Origin of the sequence: Burkholderia sp. AU45274 (assembly GCF_030482505.1) — a bacterium.
GTDB lineage: Bacteria > Pseudomonadota > Gammaproteobacteria > Burkholderiales > Burkholderiaceae > Burkholderia.
The window spans coordinates 59604-75760 of sequence record NZ_JAUJQE010000018.1; the positions used below are offsets into that span (position 1 = coordinate 59604).

General features: G+C 66.1%; 15 protein-coding genes and 1 tRNA gene. 10 read left to right on the forward strand and 6 right to left on the reverse strand.

Translation table 11 applies throughout. The features are described from left to right. Positions 1-59: 59 nt before the first annotated feature. The 9 genes from QZM35_RS35575 (at position 60) to QZM35_RS35615 (ending at position 7939) form a co-directional block, all read left to right on the forward strand. Entirely contained in the window at positions 60-1055 is a 996-nt protein-coding gene (locus QZM35_RS35575) for a polyprenyl synthetase family protein (protein WP_089424435.1), read from the forward strand. 149 nt (positions 1056-1204) lie between these two features. Continuing rightward, positions 1205-1281: transfer RNA gene (locus QZM35_RS35580), tRNA-Pro, on the forward strand. Positions 1282-1422: 141 nt separating this feature from the next. After that, positions 1423-2715 (forward strand): HlyC/CorC family transporter, encoded by a 1293-nt coding sequence (locus tag QZM35_RS35585; protein WP_174976218.1) that lies wholly within the window; start codon positions 1423-1425, stop codon positions 2713-2715. Positions 2716-2798: 83 nt separating this feature from the next. Then, on the forward strand, positions 2799-4073 hold the full coding sequence (locus QZM35_RS35590) for a GspE/PulE family protein (protein ID WP_301777659.1): 1275 nt from the start codon (positions 2799-2801) through the stop codon (positions 4071-4073). Further along, the gene (locus QZM35_RS35595) at positions 4070-5281 is read left to right on the forward strand and encodes a type II secretion system F family protein (protein ID WP_301777660.1); all 1212 of its coding nucleotides are present in this window, start codon (positions 4070-4072) and stop codon (positions 5279-5281) included. Before QZM35_RS35590 ends, QZM35_RS35595 begins: the two co-directional genes overlap by 4 nt. Before the next feature lie 45 nt (positions 5282-5326). Next, the gene (locus QZM35_RS35600; protein WP_089424431.1) at positions 5327-6238 is read left to right on the forward strand and encodes an A24 family peptidase; all 912 of its coding nucleotides are present in this window, start codon (positions 5327-5329) and stop codon (positions 6236-6238) included. Between the two features lies 1 nt (position 6239). Further along, positions 6240-6848, forward strand: a complete 609-nt coding sequence (gene coaE / locus QZM35_RS35605) for a dephospho-CoA kinase (protein ID WP_174976215.1) — start codon at positions 6240-6242, stop codon at positions 6846-6848. Between the two features lie 109 nt (positions 6849-6957). Beyond that, positions 6958-7713, forward strand: a complete 756-nt coding sequence (zapD, locus tag QZM35_RS35610) for a cell division protein ZapD (protein WP_039353119.1) — start codon at positions 6958-6960, stop codon at positions 7711-7713. A gap of 25 nt (positions 7714-7738) precedes the next feature. Then, positions 7739-7939: a DNA gyrase inhibitor YacG gene (locus QZM35_RS35615; RefSeq protein WP_027788444.1), complete on the forward strand. Its 201-nt coding sequence runs from the start codon at positions 7739-7741 to the stop codon at positions 7937-7939. A 60-nt stretch (positions 7940-7999) separates the two neighbouring features. On the opposite strand, the gene QZM35_RS35620 is transcribed toward QZM35_RS35615, so the two are convergent. The 4 genes from QZM35_RS35620 to secA form a co-directional block, all read right to left on the reverse strand. Next, the gene (locus QZM35_RS35620) at positions 8000-8443 is read right to left on the reverse strand and encodes an NUDIX domain-containing protein (RefSeq protein ID WP_089424429.1); all 444 of its coding nucleotides are present in this window, start codon (positions 8441-8443) and stop codon (positions 8000-8002) included. Beyond that, positions 8440-9309: an ATP-binding protein gene (locus QZM35_RS35625; protein ID WP_089430572.1), complete on the reverse strand. Its 870-nt coding sequence runs from the start codon at positions 9307-9309 to the stop codon at positions 8440-8442. Before QZM35_RS35625 ends, QZM35_RS35620 begins: the two co-directional genes overlap by 4 nt. A gap of 19 nt (positions 9310-9328) precedes the next feature. After that, positions 9329-10570, reverse strand: coding sequence for a bifunctional glutamate N-acetyltransferase/amino-acid acetyltransferase ArgJ (argJ, locus tag QZM35_RS35630; protein WP_301777661.1), 1242 nt, complete (start codon positions 10568-10570; stop codon positions 9329-9331). A gap of 144 nt (positions 10571-10714) precedes the next feature. Beyond that, a complete protein-coding gene (secA, locus tag QZM35_RS35635; RefSeq protein ID WP_089424426.1) occupies positions 10715-13513 on the reverse strand; it encodes a preprotein translocase subunit SecA in 2799 nt (932 codons plus the stop codon). Between the two features lie 256 nt (positions 13514-13769). Here secA and QZM35_RS35640 point away from each other — a divergent pair, with 256 nt between their 5' ends. After that, positions 13770-14246 carry a DUF721 domain-containing protein gene (locus QZM35_RS35640; protein WP_039353137.1) on the forward strand — a complete coding sequence of 159 codons (477 nt, stop codon included), beginning with the start codon at positions 13770-13772 and terminating at the stop codon, positions 14244-14246. A gap of 74 nt (positions 14247-14320) precedes the next feature. Here QZM35_RS35640 and lpxC read toward each other — a convergent pair whose 3' ends face one another. Together lpxC and QZM35_RS35650 are read right to left on the reverse strand one after the other, a co-directional pair. After that, entirely contained in the window at positions 14321-15238 is a 918-nt protein-coding gene (gene lpxC / locus QZM35_RS35645; protein WP_011350845.1) for a UDP-3-O-acyl-N-acetylglucosamine deacetylase, read from the reverse strand. Positions 15239-15478: 240 nt separating this feature from the next. Next, positions 15479-15985 carry a peroxiredoxin gene (locus tag QZM35_RS35650; protein ID WP_011350844.1) on the reverse strand — a complete coding sequence of 169 codons (507 nt, stop codon included), beginning with the start codon at positions 15983-15985 and terminating at the stop codon, positions 15479-15481. Between the last annotated feature and the right edge of the window lie 172 nt (positions 15986-16157).

A 16157-nucleotide genomic window follows, 5' to 3' on the forward strand; every position in this document is an offset into this window, starting at 1 on the left:
ACAGACCGGCATATCGCGGATTCGACTTATAATCCGCGGCATCACCCAATTCCATCATCATGTCGTCGTCCACCGCCTCCCCCACCCTCAGCGCCGCCCATCTGCTCGCTCCGATCACCACTGACATGGAGCAGGTGAATCGCGTTATCCGGCAAAGCCTCGCGTCCGATGTGCTGCTGATCAACCAGATCGCCGAGTACATCATCGGCGCGGGCGGCAAGCGGCTGCGTCCGGCATTGCTGCTGCTCGTCGCCGGCGCGCTCGGCGAGACGTCGCACCAGCGGCACGTGCTGGCCGCCGTCGTCGAGTTCATCCACACGGCCACGCTGCTGCATGACGACGTCGTCGATGAATCCGAGCTGCGCCGCGGCCGCCAGACCGCCAATGCGCTGTTCGGCAACGCGGCGAGCGTGCTGGTAGGCGACTACCTCTATTCGCGCTCGTTCGAGATGATGGTCGGTGTCGGCAAGATGCGCGTGATGGAGATCCTGTCGGAAGCGACGACGATCATTTCCGAAGGCGAGGTGCTGCAGCTCCTCAACATGCACGACGCGGACGTCGACGAAACGCGCTACATGCAGGTGATCCGTTACAAGACGGCCAAGCTGTTCGAGGCCTCGGCACGTCTGGGCGCGGTGCTCGCCGGCGCCGATGCGCCGACCGAGGCCGCCGCCGCCGAATACGGCCGCCGGATCGGCACCGCGTTCCAGATCATGGACGACTGGCTCGACTATGCGGGCACGGCCGAGGCGATGGGCAAGAATGCCGGCGACGACCTGCGCGAAGGCAAGCCGACGCTGCCGCTCATCTATCTGATCGAACGCGGCACGCCCGAACAGTCGGCACTCGCACGCGAGGCGATCGAACAGGGCGGCACCGATCGCTTCGACACGATCTTCGAAGCAATCACGCGCTCGGGCGCACTGGATCACACGCTCGAATGCGCACGCCAGGAAGCGCAGGCGGCAGCAGCAGCGATCGCCGCGTTCCCGGACTCGATCTATAAGGAAAGCCTGCTCGGGTTGTGCTCATACTCGACGTCGCGGCAATCGTAAACACGCCGCGAACGCGAAGCGATGCCTTGTCTCGAAAATTTTCTTCATCAAAGTATTCCCTTTTAGAAAAAACATCGTTATAGTTACGTTCTTGCTTGTGACGACGCAGCGATTCTTAACGAAGAGGGCGAAGTCGGAAGAGCAAAAATCGGGGTGTAGCTTAGCCTGGTAGAGCGCTACGTTCGGGACGTAGAGGCCGGAGGTTCGAATCCTCTCACCCCGACCAGATTTGTAAAAAACCGTGCACCTCGTGCACGGTTTTTTTTTACCCGGCCGCCGCAGGCCCCTTGTGTCGCGCACGACACATCGCGGTCGCCGGCCTCTGCTATATTCCTTCCATCCCAGTCCTTCACTGCCCTTCCAACGCGTGGACCAAATTCCCTTATGGGCGCAAATCGGCGCCGTCTTCCTGCTTCTCCTCTGTTCCAGCTTCTTTTCGATTTCCGAGACCGCGATGATGGCGCTCAATCGCCATCGGCTGAAGCATCTCGCCAGCCAGGGCGCACTCGGCGCGAAAACCACGCAAGGCCTGCTCACGCGCACTGACCTGCTGCTCAGCGTGATCCTGATCGGCAACAACCTGTTCAACACGATCATCCCAGTCCTGACGACGTCGCTCGCGCTGCATACGTTCGGCCGCAACAACCTCGCGCTGTCGATCGCGACCGGCATCGTCGCGTTCCTGATCATCGTGTTCGCCGAAATCGCGCCGAAGATCGTCGGTGCGACGTTCCCCGAACGCATCGCGCTGCCCGCGAGCCTCGTGATCGCGCCGCTGATGCGCGTGTTCAAGCCCGTCGTGTGGTTCGTCAACGCCCTCGCGAACGGCGTGCTGTGGGTGCTGCGCATCAACACGAAGAAGGGTCGCGACCAGAGAATGTCGGCCGACGAGCTGCGGGCCATCGTGCTCGAGTCGAGCAGTTTCATGCCGACCAAGCACCGCAGCATCCTGCTCAACCTGTTCGACCTCGAGAACATCACGGTCGACGACGTGATGGTGCCGCGCCGCCAGATCGAGTCGCTCAATTTCTACGCGCCGCTCGACGACGTCCTGCACCAGCTCGAAACCTGCTATCACAACCGGCTCGTCGTCTACGAAGGCGACATCGACAAGGTGCTCGGCGTGTTGCACGTCCGCAAGACGCTGACCGCGCTGCACAACCAGGAATTCGACCGCGAGACGCTACGCGCGCTGCTCGCCGAGCCGTACTACGTGCCGTCCGGCACACCGGTGGTCCAGCAGCTCCAGTTTTTCCAGGAAACCCGGCAGCGGACCGCGCTCGTCGTCAACGAGTACGGCGAGCTCGAAGGGCTCGTCACGCCCGAAGACATCATCGAGGAGCTGATCGGCGAATTCACGACGTCGATGCCGCGCAGCGAACGCAAGGGCGGCTGGGACGAGAACGGCGAATGCATCGTCTCGGCGAGCATGCCGCTGCGCGAACTGAATCGCTGGCTGCACCTGAAGCTGCCGACTGACGGGCCGAAGACGCTGAACGGCCTGGTGCTCGAAATCCTCGAGGAAATTCCGGAAGACGACGTGTGCCTGAAAATCGGCGACGTCATGCTCGAGGTGATGCGCAGCGACGATCAGGCCGTGCGCACCGTCAAGCTCTTCAAGCCGCGCGGCTCGCGCACCGCACGCGCCACCACGCGCTAGCCGAACGGCTGACTGCCGGCGCCGCCCGCGACGCGCGACCATCTGCTGGTCACGGTCAACAGGCGGCCAGCGTGCCGGCTCACATGCACTTCCCTCCTCCCGGGGCGCCGCTGCGCACGCAGCCACCCGCCCACGCCGATGCGTCGCCCGCCACCGCACCGCGCGCGCTCGACGCGGCCCAGCTCGACGATGCGCCGGCCGTGCGGCTGCTGACGGACACGCTTCATGCGGCGCGCGTGCGCGACGCATCCGACATCCACGTCGAACCATTCGAAGCCGGCTGGCGCATCCGCCTGCGCATCGACGGCGTGCTGCACGAACATGCACGGCCGCCCCTTCATCTGCGCGACGCGCTCGTCACCCGGATCAAGGTGCTCGCGCGCATGGACATCGCCGAGCGGCGGCTCCCGCAGGACGGCAGGCTGCGCATCGTGATCGACGGCGGTACGCGCGGCGACTACCGGGTCAGCTCGCTGCCCACGTTGTTCGGTGAAAAGCTGGTGCTGCGGCGGCTCGAAACCATGCCGACCGACCTCACACTCGCCCGCCTCGGCTTCGACGCGCAGCAGGCGGCCGCGATGGAGGCCGCGATACGCGCCCCGCATGGCCTCGTACTCGTCACGGGTCCGACCGGCAGCGGCAAGACGCTGTCGCTCTATTGCGCGCTGCAGATGCTCGATCGCGACGCGCACAACGTCTGCACGGTCGAGGATCCCGCCGAGATCCAGCTCGACGGCATCAGCCAGGTCGGCGTCGCCGAAAAGGCCGGGCTCACGTTCGCGACAGCCCTGCGCGCGCTGTTGCGGCAGGATCCGGACATCATCATGGTCGGCGAGATTCGCGATGCGGAGACGGCCGACGTCGCGATCAAGGCCGCACAGACCGGCCATCTCGTGCTGTCGACGCTGCACACGAACGACGCACCGGCCGCCGTCGCGCGGCTGCTCGACATCGGTGTCGCGCCGTACAACCTCGCGGCCGCGCTGCACCTCGTCACCGCGCAACGCCTCGTCAGGCGGCTGTGCACCGCCTGCCGCGTGCACTCGGACGCACCGGTGCCCGTCCTGCGCGAAGCCGGCTGCGACCCAGCCGCCCTCGCAACCGGATGGCGGCCGTTCGTCGCGCGAGGCTGTCCGGCCTGTCACGGCATCGGCTATCGCGGCCGCGTCGGCCTGCATCAGACGATGCCGGTGTCGTCCGGGCTGGCGGAACGCATCGTCGCACGGGCGAGTGTTGGCGAACTCGCGCAATGCGCGGCGACCGAAGGCGTGCGCAGTCTGCGCGACGCAGCGCTCGCGCGCGTCCGTGACGGCACGACGAGCATCGCGGAAGCCCTCGCCGCGACACCTGCCGCATGAGCATGCACACGCCGCCGCGCGAAACCCGCTTCGCGTGGCGCGGCCGCCGTCGCGACGGCTCGTCGCGCCGCGGGACCGTCATTGCATTCGACGCCGCGAGCGCACGTGCCGCGCTCGCACGCGACGGCGTCGCCGTGCTGTCGCTCGACGTCCGCGGGCCGGCCCGGCCGCCCACGACCAGCGCGCGAGACGTCACGCGCTTCACGCGCCAGCTCGCGAGCCTGCTGCAGGCCGGGTTGCCGCTCGCGCCGTCGCTCGAGATGCTCGCACGTACGCGGCCACACGACGGCCTGCCGCGCATCGCCGCAGGTCTCGCCCGCGAGATCGTCGGCGGCCGGCGCTTCGCCGATGCACTCGCACGCTATCCATCCCAGTTCGGCACGCTGTATCGCCAACTGATCGAGGTCGGCGAAGCGTCCGGCTCGCTCGGCATCGTACTGACGCGGGTCGCGGAACACCGCGAGCGCACCGACGCGCAGTGGCGCAAGCTGCGGGCCGCGCTCGCGTACCCGGCGGCCGTCATCCTGTTCGGGCTCGCGATCTCGGCCGCGTTGATGGTGTGGGTGGTACCGACGTTCCGCCAGATCTTCGACGGGTTCGGCGCCGCACTGCCGGCGCCAACCCGCGCGCTGCTCGCGCTATCCTCCGCGCTGTCGGCATGGGGCGGTGGGCTCCTTGCCATTGCCGCGGCAGCCGGGCTGGCCGCACATCACGCGCTGCGGCGGTCGGCACCGCTGCGCCACGCTGTCGCGCGGCAACTGCTGCACGCGCCGCTCGCGGGTAGCGCGCTCAGCCGGTACGCGGCCGCACGCTGGTGCCGCTCGCTGGCGACGCTGCTCGGCGCCGGTGTGCCGCTCGCCGACGCCTTCGCCACGCTCGAGCGCACCGCCGGCCATCCGGTGTTCGAGCACGCCACTGCGCACATCGCAGCCCGCGTGCTGCGCGGCGCACGCCTCGCGGACGCCATGCAGTCGGCCGGCTGCTTTCCGGACGACGTCGTGCAGCCGATCGCCGTCGCCGAGGAGACGGGTACGCTCGACGCGATGCTCGCCGACATCGCCGCGCTGTGCGAACGCCAGCTCGACGCGCGTCTCGACGCACTCGCCGCGCTCGGCGAACCGCTGATCGTGATCGTACTGGGTGCACTCGTCGGCGGCCTCGTGATCGCGATGTACCTGCCCATCCTTCAGCTCGGCAACGTGGTGTAGCATCGCAACCGATTCTGTCGCCTTTTAGTCCGAACCTTGAGCCTCATGACGCCAGCGCCCCTGTACTCCGTTACCGATTCGCCCGAGAGCACGCTGCTCGCGCTGGCGATGCTGCCGCCCGCGCTGCAGTATGCGTTCGCGGTCGTCGTCGGCCTTTGCGTCGGCAGCTTCCTGAACGTGGTCGTCCACCGGCTGCCCGTGATGATGCAGCGTGCGTGGCAGGCCGAGATCGATGAAGCGACCGGCAACGCAAGCGCTCCGCCCGACGACGGCTACCCGCCGCGCTACGATTTGTGGCGACCGCGCAGCGCCTGCCCGCATTGCGGCCACGTGCTGCGCGCATGGGAAAACATCCCGCTCGTCAGCTTTCTGATGCTGCGCGGGCGCTGCCGGCGCTGCGGCCATTCGATCGGCATCGTATATCCGCTCGTCGAGCTCGCGTGCGCGCTGCTCGCCGCCGGCTCGCTCGCGGTATTCGGCCCGACCGTCGCCGCCCTTGCCGCATTCGCGCTGTGCGCCGCGCTGCTCGCGATGAGCGCGATCGATATCCGGACGGGCTACCTGCCCGACTCGATGACGCTGCCGCTCCTCTGGGCCGGGCTCGCGCTGAACCTCGGCGGCACGTTCACGTCGCTGCGCTCGGCGGTGATCGGGGCCATGGCCGGCTACCTGTTCCTGTGGGCGATCTACTGGCTGTTCAAATGGCTGCGCGGCATCGAGGGCATCGGTTTTGGTGACCTGAAGCTGCTCGCCGCGCTCGGCGCATGGATGGGCTGGGCCGCATTGCCGCAGGTCGTGCTGTTCGCCGCCGTGACGGGCGCGATCGTCGGGCTCATCGCGACCTGGCGCGGCCGCATGCGCTTCGAGGAGCCGATTCCGTTCGGCCCGTTCCTCGCGGCAGGCGGCGCCGCGACGCTGTTTTTCGGCACCCCGTTCTATTCGGCGCTCGGAGGCTGACATGTTCGCAATTGGACTCACCGGCGGCATCGGCAGCGGCAAGACGACCGTCGCCGACCTGTTCGGCTCCCGCGGCGCGTCACTGGTCGATACCGATCTGATCGCCCATCGCATCACCGCACCGGGCGGTCTCGCGATGCCGGCGATCGAACAGGCATTCGGCCCCGGCTTCGTTGCCGCCGACGGCTCGCTCGATCGTGCGAAGATGCGCGCACTGATCTTCAGCGACGACGCCGCGCTCCGGCGCCTTGAAGCGATCACGCATCCGCTGATCCGCGCGGAAACCGATCGCGAGGCCCGCGAAGCGCAGGGCCCGTACGTGATGTTCGTCGTGCCGCTGCTCGTCGAGTCAGGCAACTGGAAGGCGCGCAGCGATCGCGTGCTCGTCGTCGATTGCCCGGTCGAAACGCAGATCGCACGCGTGATGCGGCGCAACGGCTTCACGCGCGAGCAGGTCGAAGCGATCATCGCGAAACAGGCGACGCGCGAAGCCCGTCTCGCGGCGGCCGACGACGTGATCGTCAACGACGCGACGACACCCGACACGCTCGCCGCACAGGTCGATGCACTGCACCAACGCTATCTCGCGTTTGCGGCCGCCGCGCGCTGAACCGCGTGCCCAATCGTGATGGTGTACGAAATTGGCGCGTTGCTAGGGTAGAGAGTGAGCATTAGAATGTCCTGCATTGTTTCAATCCCTACCCAAGAGGCGAGCGCGCTTGATTCTTTACGAGTATCCGTTCAACGAGCGAATTCGCACGTTGTTGCGCCTCGAAGATCTCTTCGAGCGCTTCGCGTTCTTTTTGGCTCAGGAGGACCCGCGTGAACACCACGTCGCGCTGACGACGCTGTTCGAAATCGCCGAGGTAACGGGCCGCGCGGACCTGAAATCGGATCTGATGAAGGAGCTCGAACGTCAGCGCCAGACGCTCGCCCCCTTTCGCGGCAATCCGGGCATCGAGCAGAACGCGCTCGAAGCCGTGCTCGGCGAAATCGAGCAGACGCTCGCGAACCTCGCGCAGATGCAGGGCAAGACCGGGCAGCACCTCGTCGACAACGAGTGGCTCGCCAGCATCCGCAGCCGCGCGGTGATTCCCGGCGGTACGTGCAAGTTCGACCTGCCGTCGTACTACGCATGGCAGCAGTGGCCCGCCGAGCAGCGGCGCCAGGACATCGCGAAGTGGATCCTGCCGATGCTGCCGCTGCGCGACGCGGTGACGATCGTGCTGCGGCTCGCGCGCGAATCGGGCCAGGCGTCGAAGGTCATGGCGATGCAGGGCAGCTACCAGCAGATGCTGTCCGGCCGCACCTACCAGTTGATGCAGGTGCGCGTGCCGCCGGAGTTGCGCGTCATTCCCGAAGCGAGCGCGAACAAATACATGCTGTGGGTACGGTTCACCATGCAGGACGGCGATGTGCGTCCGCGCGCGGTGGATATCGACGTGCCGTTCCATCTGACACTGTGCAATCTGTAACGGCCGCGGGCCGGATCGCTTTCGTATGACTACCGTTGTGAAATGCCCGTCGTGCGGCGCCGAAGTGCGCTGGACGCCCGAAAATCAGTTCCGCCCGTTCTGCTCGGCCCGCTGCAAGCAGCTCGACCTCGGCGCATGGGCCGCGGAAAAGTACCGGATCGGAGGATCCTCCGACGAGGGCCCCTCGTCGGAAGAAGACGGCACGGACGGCCGCCGCGACAGCTGAGCGGCGCGCAGCACCGCCTGCTAGTGATATGGCCCGCCTTTCCGGCAGGCCATCATGGCGTCAGTTCGACGCGGCTTCCTTCTCGAGCAGTTCGAGCACCGGCAGCGCGGCCGGCAACAGCGGCGCGACGGCGACCGGCAGTTGCTGCCACACGAACGCCTGCCCTTCCTTGCTGTGCGGCTCACCCGTCCAGCCCGTCACCTTGCAGAAATACAGCCGCACGTACGCATGCGGATAATCGTGCTCGAGCGTGTGCCAGCGGTGGCTGGCCGTGACTTCGATGCCGAGCTCCTCGTGCAGTTCGCGCGCAAGCGCGTCCTCGACGCTTTCACCGGCCTCCAGCTTGCCGCCAGGAAACTCCCAGTAGCCTTCATACGGCTTGCCTTGCAGCCGCTGCGCGAGCAGGTAGCTTCCGTCCGGCTGCACCATCACGCCGACCGCGACTTCCGTCACCCTGCGGCCATCGGGCGCGCGCACCGCGCCTTGTGCGAGATCCGCGCTCATGCCCGCTCCTTGCGGCCCGACCAGTCACGCGCAAACTGCCACGCGACGCGCCCCGAGCGCGAACCGCGCTCGAGCGCCCACACGAGCGCGTCGCCGCGTGCGGATTCGATCTCCGCATCCGGGCAGCCGAAATGACGCAGCCAGTGCCCGACGATGTCGAGGTAGTCGTCCTGCTTGAACGGATAGAAGCTGACCCACAGGCCGAAGCGCTCCGACAGCGAGATCTTTTCCTCGACGACTTCGCCGGGGTGAATCTCGCCATCCGGAAGATGCTTGTACGACTCGTTGTCGCTCATGTACTCGGGCAGCAGATGGCGGCGGTTCGACGTCGCGTAAATCAGCACGTTGTCCGACTGCGCGGCGATCGAGCCGTCGAGCGCGACCTTCAGCGCCTTGTAGCCCGACTCGCCTTCCTCGAACGACAGGTCGTCGCAGAACACGATGAAGCGCTCGGGACGCTGCGAGATCAGGTCGACGATGTCGCCGAGATCGTGCAGGTCGTCCTTGTCGACTTCGATCAGGCGCAGGCCCTCGTTCGCATACGCGTTCAGGCACGCCTTGATCAGCGACGATTTGCCGGTACCACGCGCGCCGGTCAGCAGCACGTTGTTGGCCGGCTTCTGCTGCACGAACTGCCGCGTGTTCTGTTCGATCAGCCCTTTCTGGCGATCGATGTTGTGCAGATCGTCGAGCGTGATCGACGACACGGCCGGCACCGGCTGCAGATAGCCGCGCCCCTGGCGCTTGCGCCAGCGGAACGCGTGCGCGGCATTCCAGTCGACCGCGGCCGGCGCGGGCGGCAGCATCCCCTCGAGACGGCCGAGCAGCGCTTCGGCGCGCATCAGAAACTGTTCAAGCTTGTCCATGTCGTTCGAACGCTCCCGATCAGGAGCGGTAATCCGCGTTGATGCTCACGTAGTCGTGCGACAGGTCGCACGTCCAGATGGTGGCCTGCGCGTCGCCGCGGCCGAGCAGCACGCGGATCGTGATTTCGCTCTGCTTCATCACGCGCTGGCCGTCTTCTTCCTCGTAAGCCGGGTTGCGGCCGCCCGCCTTCGCGACGAGCACGTCGTCGAGATAGAGGTCGATCTTGTCGACGTCCAGATCCGCGACGCCCGCATAGCCGATTGCCGCGAGAATCCGGCCGAGGTTGGGGTCGGATGCGTAGAACGCCGTCTTCACGAGCGGCGAATGGCCGATCGCGTAAGCGATCTGGCGGCATTCCGCGACATTCTTGCCACCTTCGACCTGCACCGTCATGAATTTCGTCGCGCCTTCGCCATCGCGCACGATCAGTTGCGACAGCACTTGAGCGACTTCCGTCACCGCATCGCGCAGCGCCGCATAGGCCGGCGAATCGGTCGACGTGATCGCCGGCAGCGTGCTCTTGCCCGACGCGATCAGGATGAACGAGTCATTCGTCGACGTGTCGCCGTCGATCGTGATGCAGTTGAACGAGCGATCCGCGACTTCCTTCACGAGCGTGTCGAGCACCGGCTGCGCGACGTTCGCGTCGAACGCAAGGAAGCCGAGCATCGTCGCCATGTTCGGCTTGATCATGCCCGCGCCCTTGCTGATGCCCGTCAGCGTGACCGTATGGCCGTCGATCGTCACCTGGCGCGACGTGGCCTTCGGCAGCGTGTCCGTCGTCATGATCGCTTGCGCGGCGTCGAACCAGTTCGCGGCCTTGCGGTTCGCGAGCGCGGCCGGCAAGCCGGCCTTCAGGCGCTCGATCGGCAGCGGCTCGAGGATCACGCCGGTCGAGAACGGCAGCACCTGTGCCGGCTCGATGCCCGCGAGGCGCGCAAGTTCCGTGCAGGTTTCGCGTGCGTTCACGAGGCCCGGCTCGCCGGTGCCCGCGTTCGCATTGCCCGTATTCACGACGAGCGCGCGAATGCCCGCGCCGCCCGCGCGCACCTTCGCCAGGTGCTCGCGGCAGACGGTGACCGGCGCTGCGCAGAAACGGTTTTCGGTGAACACGCCCGCGACCGTCGCGCCTTCGTCGACGGAGATGACCAGCACGTCCTTGCGATTCGGCTTGCGGATGTTCGCTTCCGCCCAGCCGAGCGTGACGCCGGCGACGGGATGCAGTTGGGCGGGATCGATCGACGGAAAATTGACAGCCATGGGGCACACCTGCCGGATGGAAAATGCCGGCATGCGCCGGCATCGATTGGAAGAACCAGCGGCCGCACGCGCGGGCCGCCGCAACTCACCTCACTCACTCGAAACTGCGAACGAAGCGGCACGCGTGATGCGCGCCGCCGTCGATCATGACAGCTTCCCGTGACATTGCTTGTACTTCTTGCCGCTGCCGCACGGGCACGGGTCGTTGCGGCCGACCTTCGGCATTTCGCCGCCGGGGCCGCTGTGCGTCATCGCGCTGCCGACCATGTCGGCAGTCGCCGTAGCCGCCGCGGCAGCCGTGACGTTGGCCACCGGCGCACCGGCTTCCGCGTAATCGGCGTGCTGGTACTCGACGTTCTCGAGATGACCGCCACGCTCCTCGATCTGCTCGGCGGCCTGCTCGAGCTGTTCCGGCGACTGGATCTGCACGTTCATCACGACGCGCGTGACTTCCTGCTTGATCGCCTCGAGCATCGCGGCGAACAGTTCGAACGCTTCGCGCTTGTATTCTTGCTTCGGATTCTTCTGCGCATAGCCGCGCAGGTGGATGCCCTGGCGCAGGTGGTCGAGCGCCGCGAGGTGCTCGCGCCACAGACGGTCGACCGTCTGCAGCATCACCGAGCGCTCGAACGCGCTGAACGATTCGCGGCCGACCATCGCGACCTTCGCCTCGTACTGCTCGTCGGCGGCCGTCGTCACCGCGTCGAGGATTTCCTCGGCCGTGATCGACGAGGACTCGTTCACCATTTCCTGGATCGCGAGGTCGAGCTGCCAGTCGTTGCGCAGCGCTTCCTCGAGTTCGGGCACGTCCCACTGTTCTTCGATGCTGCCTTCCGGCACGAACTGGCGGACGACTTCGGTAATCACGCCGTGACGCATCGCGGTGATCGTCTCGGTGATGTCGTGCGCTTCGAGCAGCTCGTTACGCTGCTGGTAGATCACCTTGCGCTGGTCGTTCGACACGTCGTCGTATTCGAGCAGCTGCTTGCGGATGTCGAAGTTGCGCGCTTCGACCTTGCGCTGCGCGGACTCGATCGAGCGCGTGACGATGCCGGCCTCGATCGCCTCGCCTTCCGGCATCTTCAGGCGGTCCATGATCGAACGCACGCGGTCGCCCGCGAAGATGCGCAGCAGCGGATCGTCGAGCGACAGGTAGAAGCGCGACGAACCCGGATCGCCCTGACGGCCCGCACGGCCGCGCAGCTGGTTGTCGATCCGGCGCGATTCGTGGCGCTCGGTGCCGATGATGTGCAGGCCGCCCGCGGCCTTCACCTCCTCGTGCAGCGTTTCCCACTCGTCGTGCAGCTTCTGGATGCGGCGCGCCTTTTCGTCGGCCGGGATCGCTTCGTCGGCCTCGATGAACGCCGCCTGCTTCTCGGCATTGCCGCCGAGCACGATGTCGGTACCGCGGCCGGCCATGTTGGTCGCGATCGTGATGCGCTTCGGCCGGCCGGCTTCCGCGACGATCGCGGCTTCACGCTCGTGCTGCTTCGCGTTCAGCACTTCGTGCGGCAGCCCGGCCTGCTTCAGCAGGTGCGACAGCAGCTCCGAGTTCTCGATCGACGTCGTGCCGACCAGCACCGGCTGGCCGCGTTCGTAGCAGTCGCGGATGTCGCGGATCACCGCGTCATAGCGCTCCTTGGCCGTCTTGTAGATCTGGTCCTGCTTGTCGATCCGCTTCGGCGGACGGTTGGTCGGGATCACGACCGTCTCGAGGCCGTAGATCTCGTTGAATTCGTACGCTTCGGTGTCGGCGGTACCGGTCATGCCGGCCAGCTTCGCGTACATCCGGAAGTAGTTCTGGAACGTGATCGACGCGAGCGTCTGGTTCTCGCTCTGGATCTTCACGTGTTCCTTCGCCTCGACCGCCTGGTGCAGGCCGTCGGACCAGCGGCGGCCGGCCATCAGGCGGCCCGTGAATTCGTCGACGATGACCACTTCGCCGTTCTGCACGACGTAGTGCTGATCCTTGTGGAACAGCGTGTGCGCGCGCAGCGCCGCGTACACGTGGTGCATCAGCGTGATGTTCTGCGGTGCGTACAGGCTTTCGCCCTCGCCGATCAGGCCCCATTCGGCGAGCAGGCGCTCGGCCTTCTCGTGGCCCGATTCCGTCAGGAACACCTGGCGCGCCTTCTCGTCGAGCGTGTAGTCGCCCGGCTTCTCGACGCCCGTGCCGTCGGCCTTCTCTTCGCCGATCTGGCGCTCGAGCAGCGGCGGCAGTGCGTTCATCCGCACGTACAGCTCGGTGTGATCCTCTGCCTGGCCCGAAATGATCAGCGGCGTACGCGCCTCGTCGATCAGGATCGAGTCCACTTCGTCGACAACCGCGAAGTTCAGTGCCCGCTGAACGCGCGCGTCGGTCTCGTAGACCATGTTGTCGCGCAGGTAGTCGAAGCCGAACTCGTTGTTCGTGCCGTACGTGATGTCCGCCGCGTAAGCCTGCTGCTTCTGGTCGTGCTCCATGCCGGACAGGTTGATGCCGACCGACAGACCGAGGAAGTTGTAGAGGCGCGCCATCCATTCGGCGTCGCGCTGCGCGAGGTAATCGTTGACGGTCACCACGTGCACGCCGCGGCCTGCCAGCGCGTTCAGGTACACGGGCAGCGTCGCGACGAGCGTCTTGCCCTCGCCGGTGCGCATTTCCGCGATCTTGCCGTAGTGGAGCACCATGCCGCCGATCATCTGCACGTCGAAGTGCCGCATCTTCAGCACGCGACGGCTGGCCTCTCGGCAGACCGCGAAGGCCTCGGGCAGCAGCTTGTCGAGCGACTCGCCGGCCGCGACCCGCTGGCGGAATTCGTCCGTCTTGCCGCGCAACTGGTCGTCCGTCAGCTTCTCGATCTGCGTTTCGAGCGCATTGATCGTCGTGACGGTCTTTTGGTATTGCTTGACGAGCCGCTGGTTGCGGCTGCCAAAAATTTTCTGGAGAAAACCGGTTGTCATCGGATCGGATCCTGCGTCGCAGCACCGGCGCCCGGCGCGTGTTGCGCGCCCCGGCGCCCGAGCCTCGGCGGCTTAGCGAATTAGTGGACTCAAACGATGAATTTTAGCACGCGGGGAAGCGTGCGCCCGTGTCTCGGCCGGACGGACACTGCGCGCCGACCGCCGGGCCATCGGGGCGAAAGCCGCCCGCGCACGGGCCCGCACGGGTACAATCGGCGTCAACGTCCGCGCGCGTGCGCGCCCGAAGAATGTCTCGATGAACCGATTTTCCAAGCGTTTCGGCCCGCTCGCCCCGTATCGCCCGCAACCCGTGTCCGAAGTGCTGGGCCGCACCGACGCGTTCGCGGCGTTGCGCGCCGGCGTCGAACAGATCGCGTCGCTGCAGCGCGATCTTGCCGCGCTCCTGCCCGACTACCTGGCGAATCATGTCGAACCGGGCTTCATCAAGGACGGCACCCTGACCCTCTTTGCTGCACACAACGCGTTGGCCGCTCGTCTGCGACAGGTCGAACCGCGGTTGCTCGGCGATCTGCAAAAACGCGGCTGGCCGGTCTCGACGCTACGCGTACGCGTGCGCCCGAAGGATGCGCCGGAGCCGCCCCACGTGAAGCAGGCACGGATGACGTCGGTCGGCGCGGCCGCGTTGCGCGACCTGGCAGATCATCTCGAACCGTCACCGCTGCAGGACGCGCTCGCGCGGATGGCGGCCCGGCATGGCGCTAAACCACGCTGACGGCACGCCCCGCAGCCGGCCAATAAAAAAGCAGCCCGAAGGCTGCTTTTTTTATTGCTTGCACGGAACGCAGATCAGGCGAAGGCCGTCTGCATGTCGAACGCGAAGCCCTTCGGCGCTGCCTGCGGATCGTCGAACGTGACGATCTCGTACGCATCCTCGTTCGCGAGCAGTTCGCGCAGCAGCGCGTTGTTCAGCCCGTGGCCCGACTTGTACGCCGTGTACGACGCCAGCAGCGGATGGCCGATCACGTACAGGTCGCCGATCGCGTCGAGCATCTTGTGCTTCACGAACTCGTCGTCGTAGCGCAACCCGTCGTTGTTCAGGATGCGGTACTCGTCGAGCACGATCGCGTTTTCCATGCTGCCGCCACGGGCGAGACCCATCTCGCGCAGCATCTCGGCTTCATGTGCGAAGCCGAACGTGCGTGCACGGGCAATCTCGCGCACGTACGACGTATTGGCGAAATCGACCTCGAGCTCCTGGCCGGTCTTGTCGACGGCCGGGTGACGGAAGTCGATCGAGAATTTCAGCTTGAAACCGAAGTACGGATCGAGACGCGCGAACTTGTCGCCATCACGGATTTCGACCGTCTTCTTCACCTTGACGAAGCGCTTCGGCGCGTTCTGCTCCTCGATCCCGGCGGACTGGATCAGGAACACGAAGGTCGCCGCGCTGCCGTCCATGATCGGGATTTCCTCGGCCGTCACGTCGACATAGAGGTTGTCGATACCGAGGCCGGCACATGCCGACATCAGGTGCTCGACGGTCGACACGCGCACGCCATCCTTCTGCAACACCGACGCGAGCCGCGTATCGCCGATCGACGTCGCCGCGGCGGGAATGTCGACGGGCGTGGGAAGGTCGACGCGCGAGAAGACGATGCCCGTGCCGGGTGCGGCAGGACGGAGCGTCAGCTCGATCTTGCGGCCCGAGTGGACACCGATACCCACGGTCTTCACGATGGATTTGATGGTGCGCTGCTTCAGCATGATGTTCTTCGTCGTGATTGAAGATATCAATCAGGAGTTATATTCGATAGGGGAGATTATAGCGTAATTCCCTATTCAGCGTAGTTTGAAACTGCGTATCAATCTGTTTCGACTGTTTACCCGCGCCGATACGGGACGGGCCGATGCCCGGAACGGAGGCGTTTCCGGTCATCGGCCCGTGTTACAACTGCCCTGAGGCCGGTGAGCAGCGTTGCCGGAAGGCAACGGCGCACCGCACGATCAGGACGTCAACGTCGCGAGAACACTCGCCGCATCGCTCACTTCGAATTTGCCCGGCGCCTCGACGGCCAGCGTCTTGACCACACCGCCGTCAATCACCATCGCGTAGCGCAGGGAACGAATTCCCATGCCACGCGCGGACAAATCCTGCGTCAGCCCCAGCGCATGAGTGAAAGCCGCGCTGCCGTCCGCCATCATGCGCACCTTGCCCGCGGTGTGCAGATCACGTCCCCATGCGCCCATCACGAATGCGTCGTTGACGGACACGCACCAGATCTCGTCGATGCCCGCCGCGCGCAATTGCTCGGCGTGTTCGACATAGCCCGGCACATGCTGCGCCGAGCAGGTCGGCGTGAAAGCGCCCGGCAATCCGAAGATCACCACCCGCTTTCCCGCAACCTGGTCGCGCACGCTGTAGGCGTTCGGCCCCAGCGTGCACCCTTCGCGCGCGTCGTCGATGTACTCGAACAATTGCGCGTCGGGCAGCGCGTCGCCCACTTGAATCATGGCTGGTCCCTCATAGCGATACGGTTTTTCAGCGTGTCGCGGACAGCACGGTCCATCCCGCCCCGCTTGAGCGGAGAGGGCACGTTTCCCGGCCCGGCGTCGCAGCCGACGCGGCCTGTCGTGGTCCGTAGCATCCGTCACGCCGGCGATACCGCGGCAGATTCGCCGCGGC

Excerpts from the sequence above, each read along its gene's own strand:
- lpxC (WP_011350845.1), bottom strand. The coding sequence starts at position 15,238 with ATGCTGAAGCAGCGCACCATCAAATCCATCGTGAAGACCGTGGGTATC.
- QZM35_RS35600 (WP_089424431.1), top strand. The coding sequence starts at position 5,327 with ATGACGCCAGCGCCCCTGTACTCCGTTACCGATTCGCCCGAGAGCACG.
- QZM35_RS35640 (WP_039353137.1), top strand. The coding sequence starts at position 13,770 with ATGAACCGATTTTCCAAGCGTTTCGGCCCGCTCGCCCCGTATCGCCCG.
- QZM35_RS35615 (WP_027788444.1), top strand. The coding sequence starts at position 7,739 with ATGACTACCGTTGTGAAATGCCCGTCGTGCGGCGCCGAAGTGCGCTGG.
- QZM35_RS35650 (WP_011350844.1), bottom strand. The coding sequence starts at position 15,985 with ATGATTCAAGTGGGCGACGCGCTGCCCGACGCGCAATTGTTCGAGTAC.
- QZM35_RS35595 (WP_301777660.1), top strand. The coding sequence starts at position 4,070 with ATGAGCATGCACACGCCGCCGCGCGAAACCCGCTTCGCGTGGCGCGGC.
- QZM35_RS35620 (WP_089424429.1), bottom strand. The coding sequence starts at position 8,443 with ATGAGCGCGGATCTCGCACAAGGCGCGGTGCGCGCGCCCGATGGCCGC.
- QZM35_RS35575 (WP_089424435.1), top strand. The coding sequence starts at position 60 with ATGTCGTCGTCCACCGCCTCCCCCACCCTCAGCGCCGCCCATCTGCTC.
- argJ (WP_301777661.1), bottom strand. The coding sequence starts at position 10,570 with ATGGCTGTCAATTTTCCGTCGATCGATCCCGCCCAACTGCATCCCGTC.
- QZM35_RS35625 (WP_089430572.1), bottom strand. The coding sequence starts at position 9,309 with ATGGACAAGCTTGAACAGTTTCTGATGCGCGCCGAAGCGCTGCTCGGC.
- QZM35_RS35590 (WP_301777659.1), top strand. The coding sequence starts at position 2,799 with ATGCACTTCCCTCCTCCCGGGGCGCCGCTGCGCACGCAGCCACCCGCC.
- coaE (WP_174976215.1), top strand. The coding sequence starts at position 6,240 with ATGTTCGCAATTGGACTCACCGGCGGCATCGGCAGCGGCAAGACGACC.
- secA (WP_089424426.1), bottom strand. The coding sequence starts at position 13,513 with ATGACAACCGGTTTTCTCCAGAAAATTTTTGGCAGCCGCAACCAGCGG.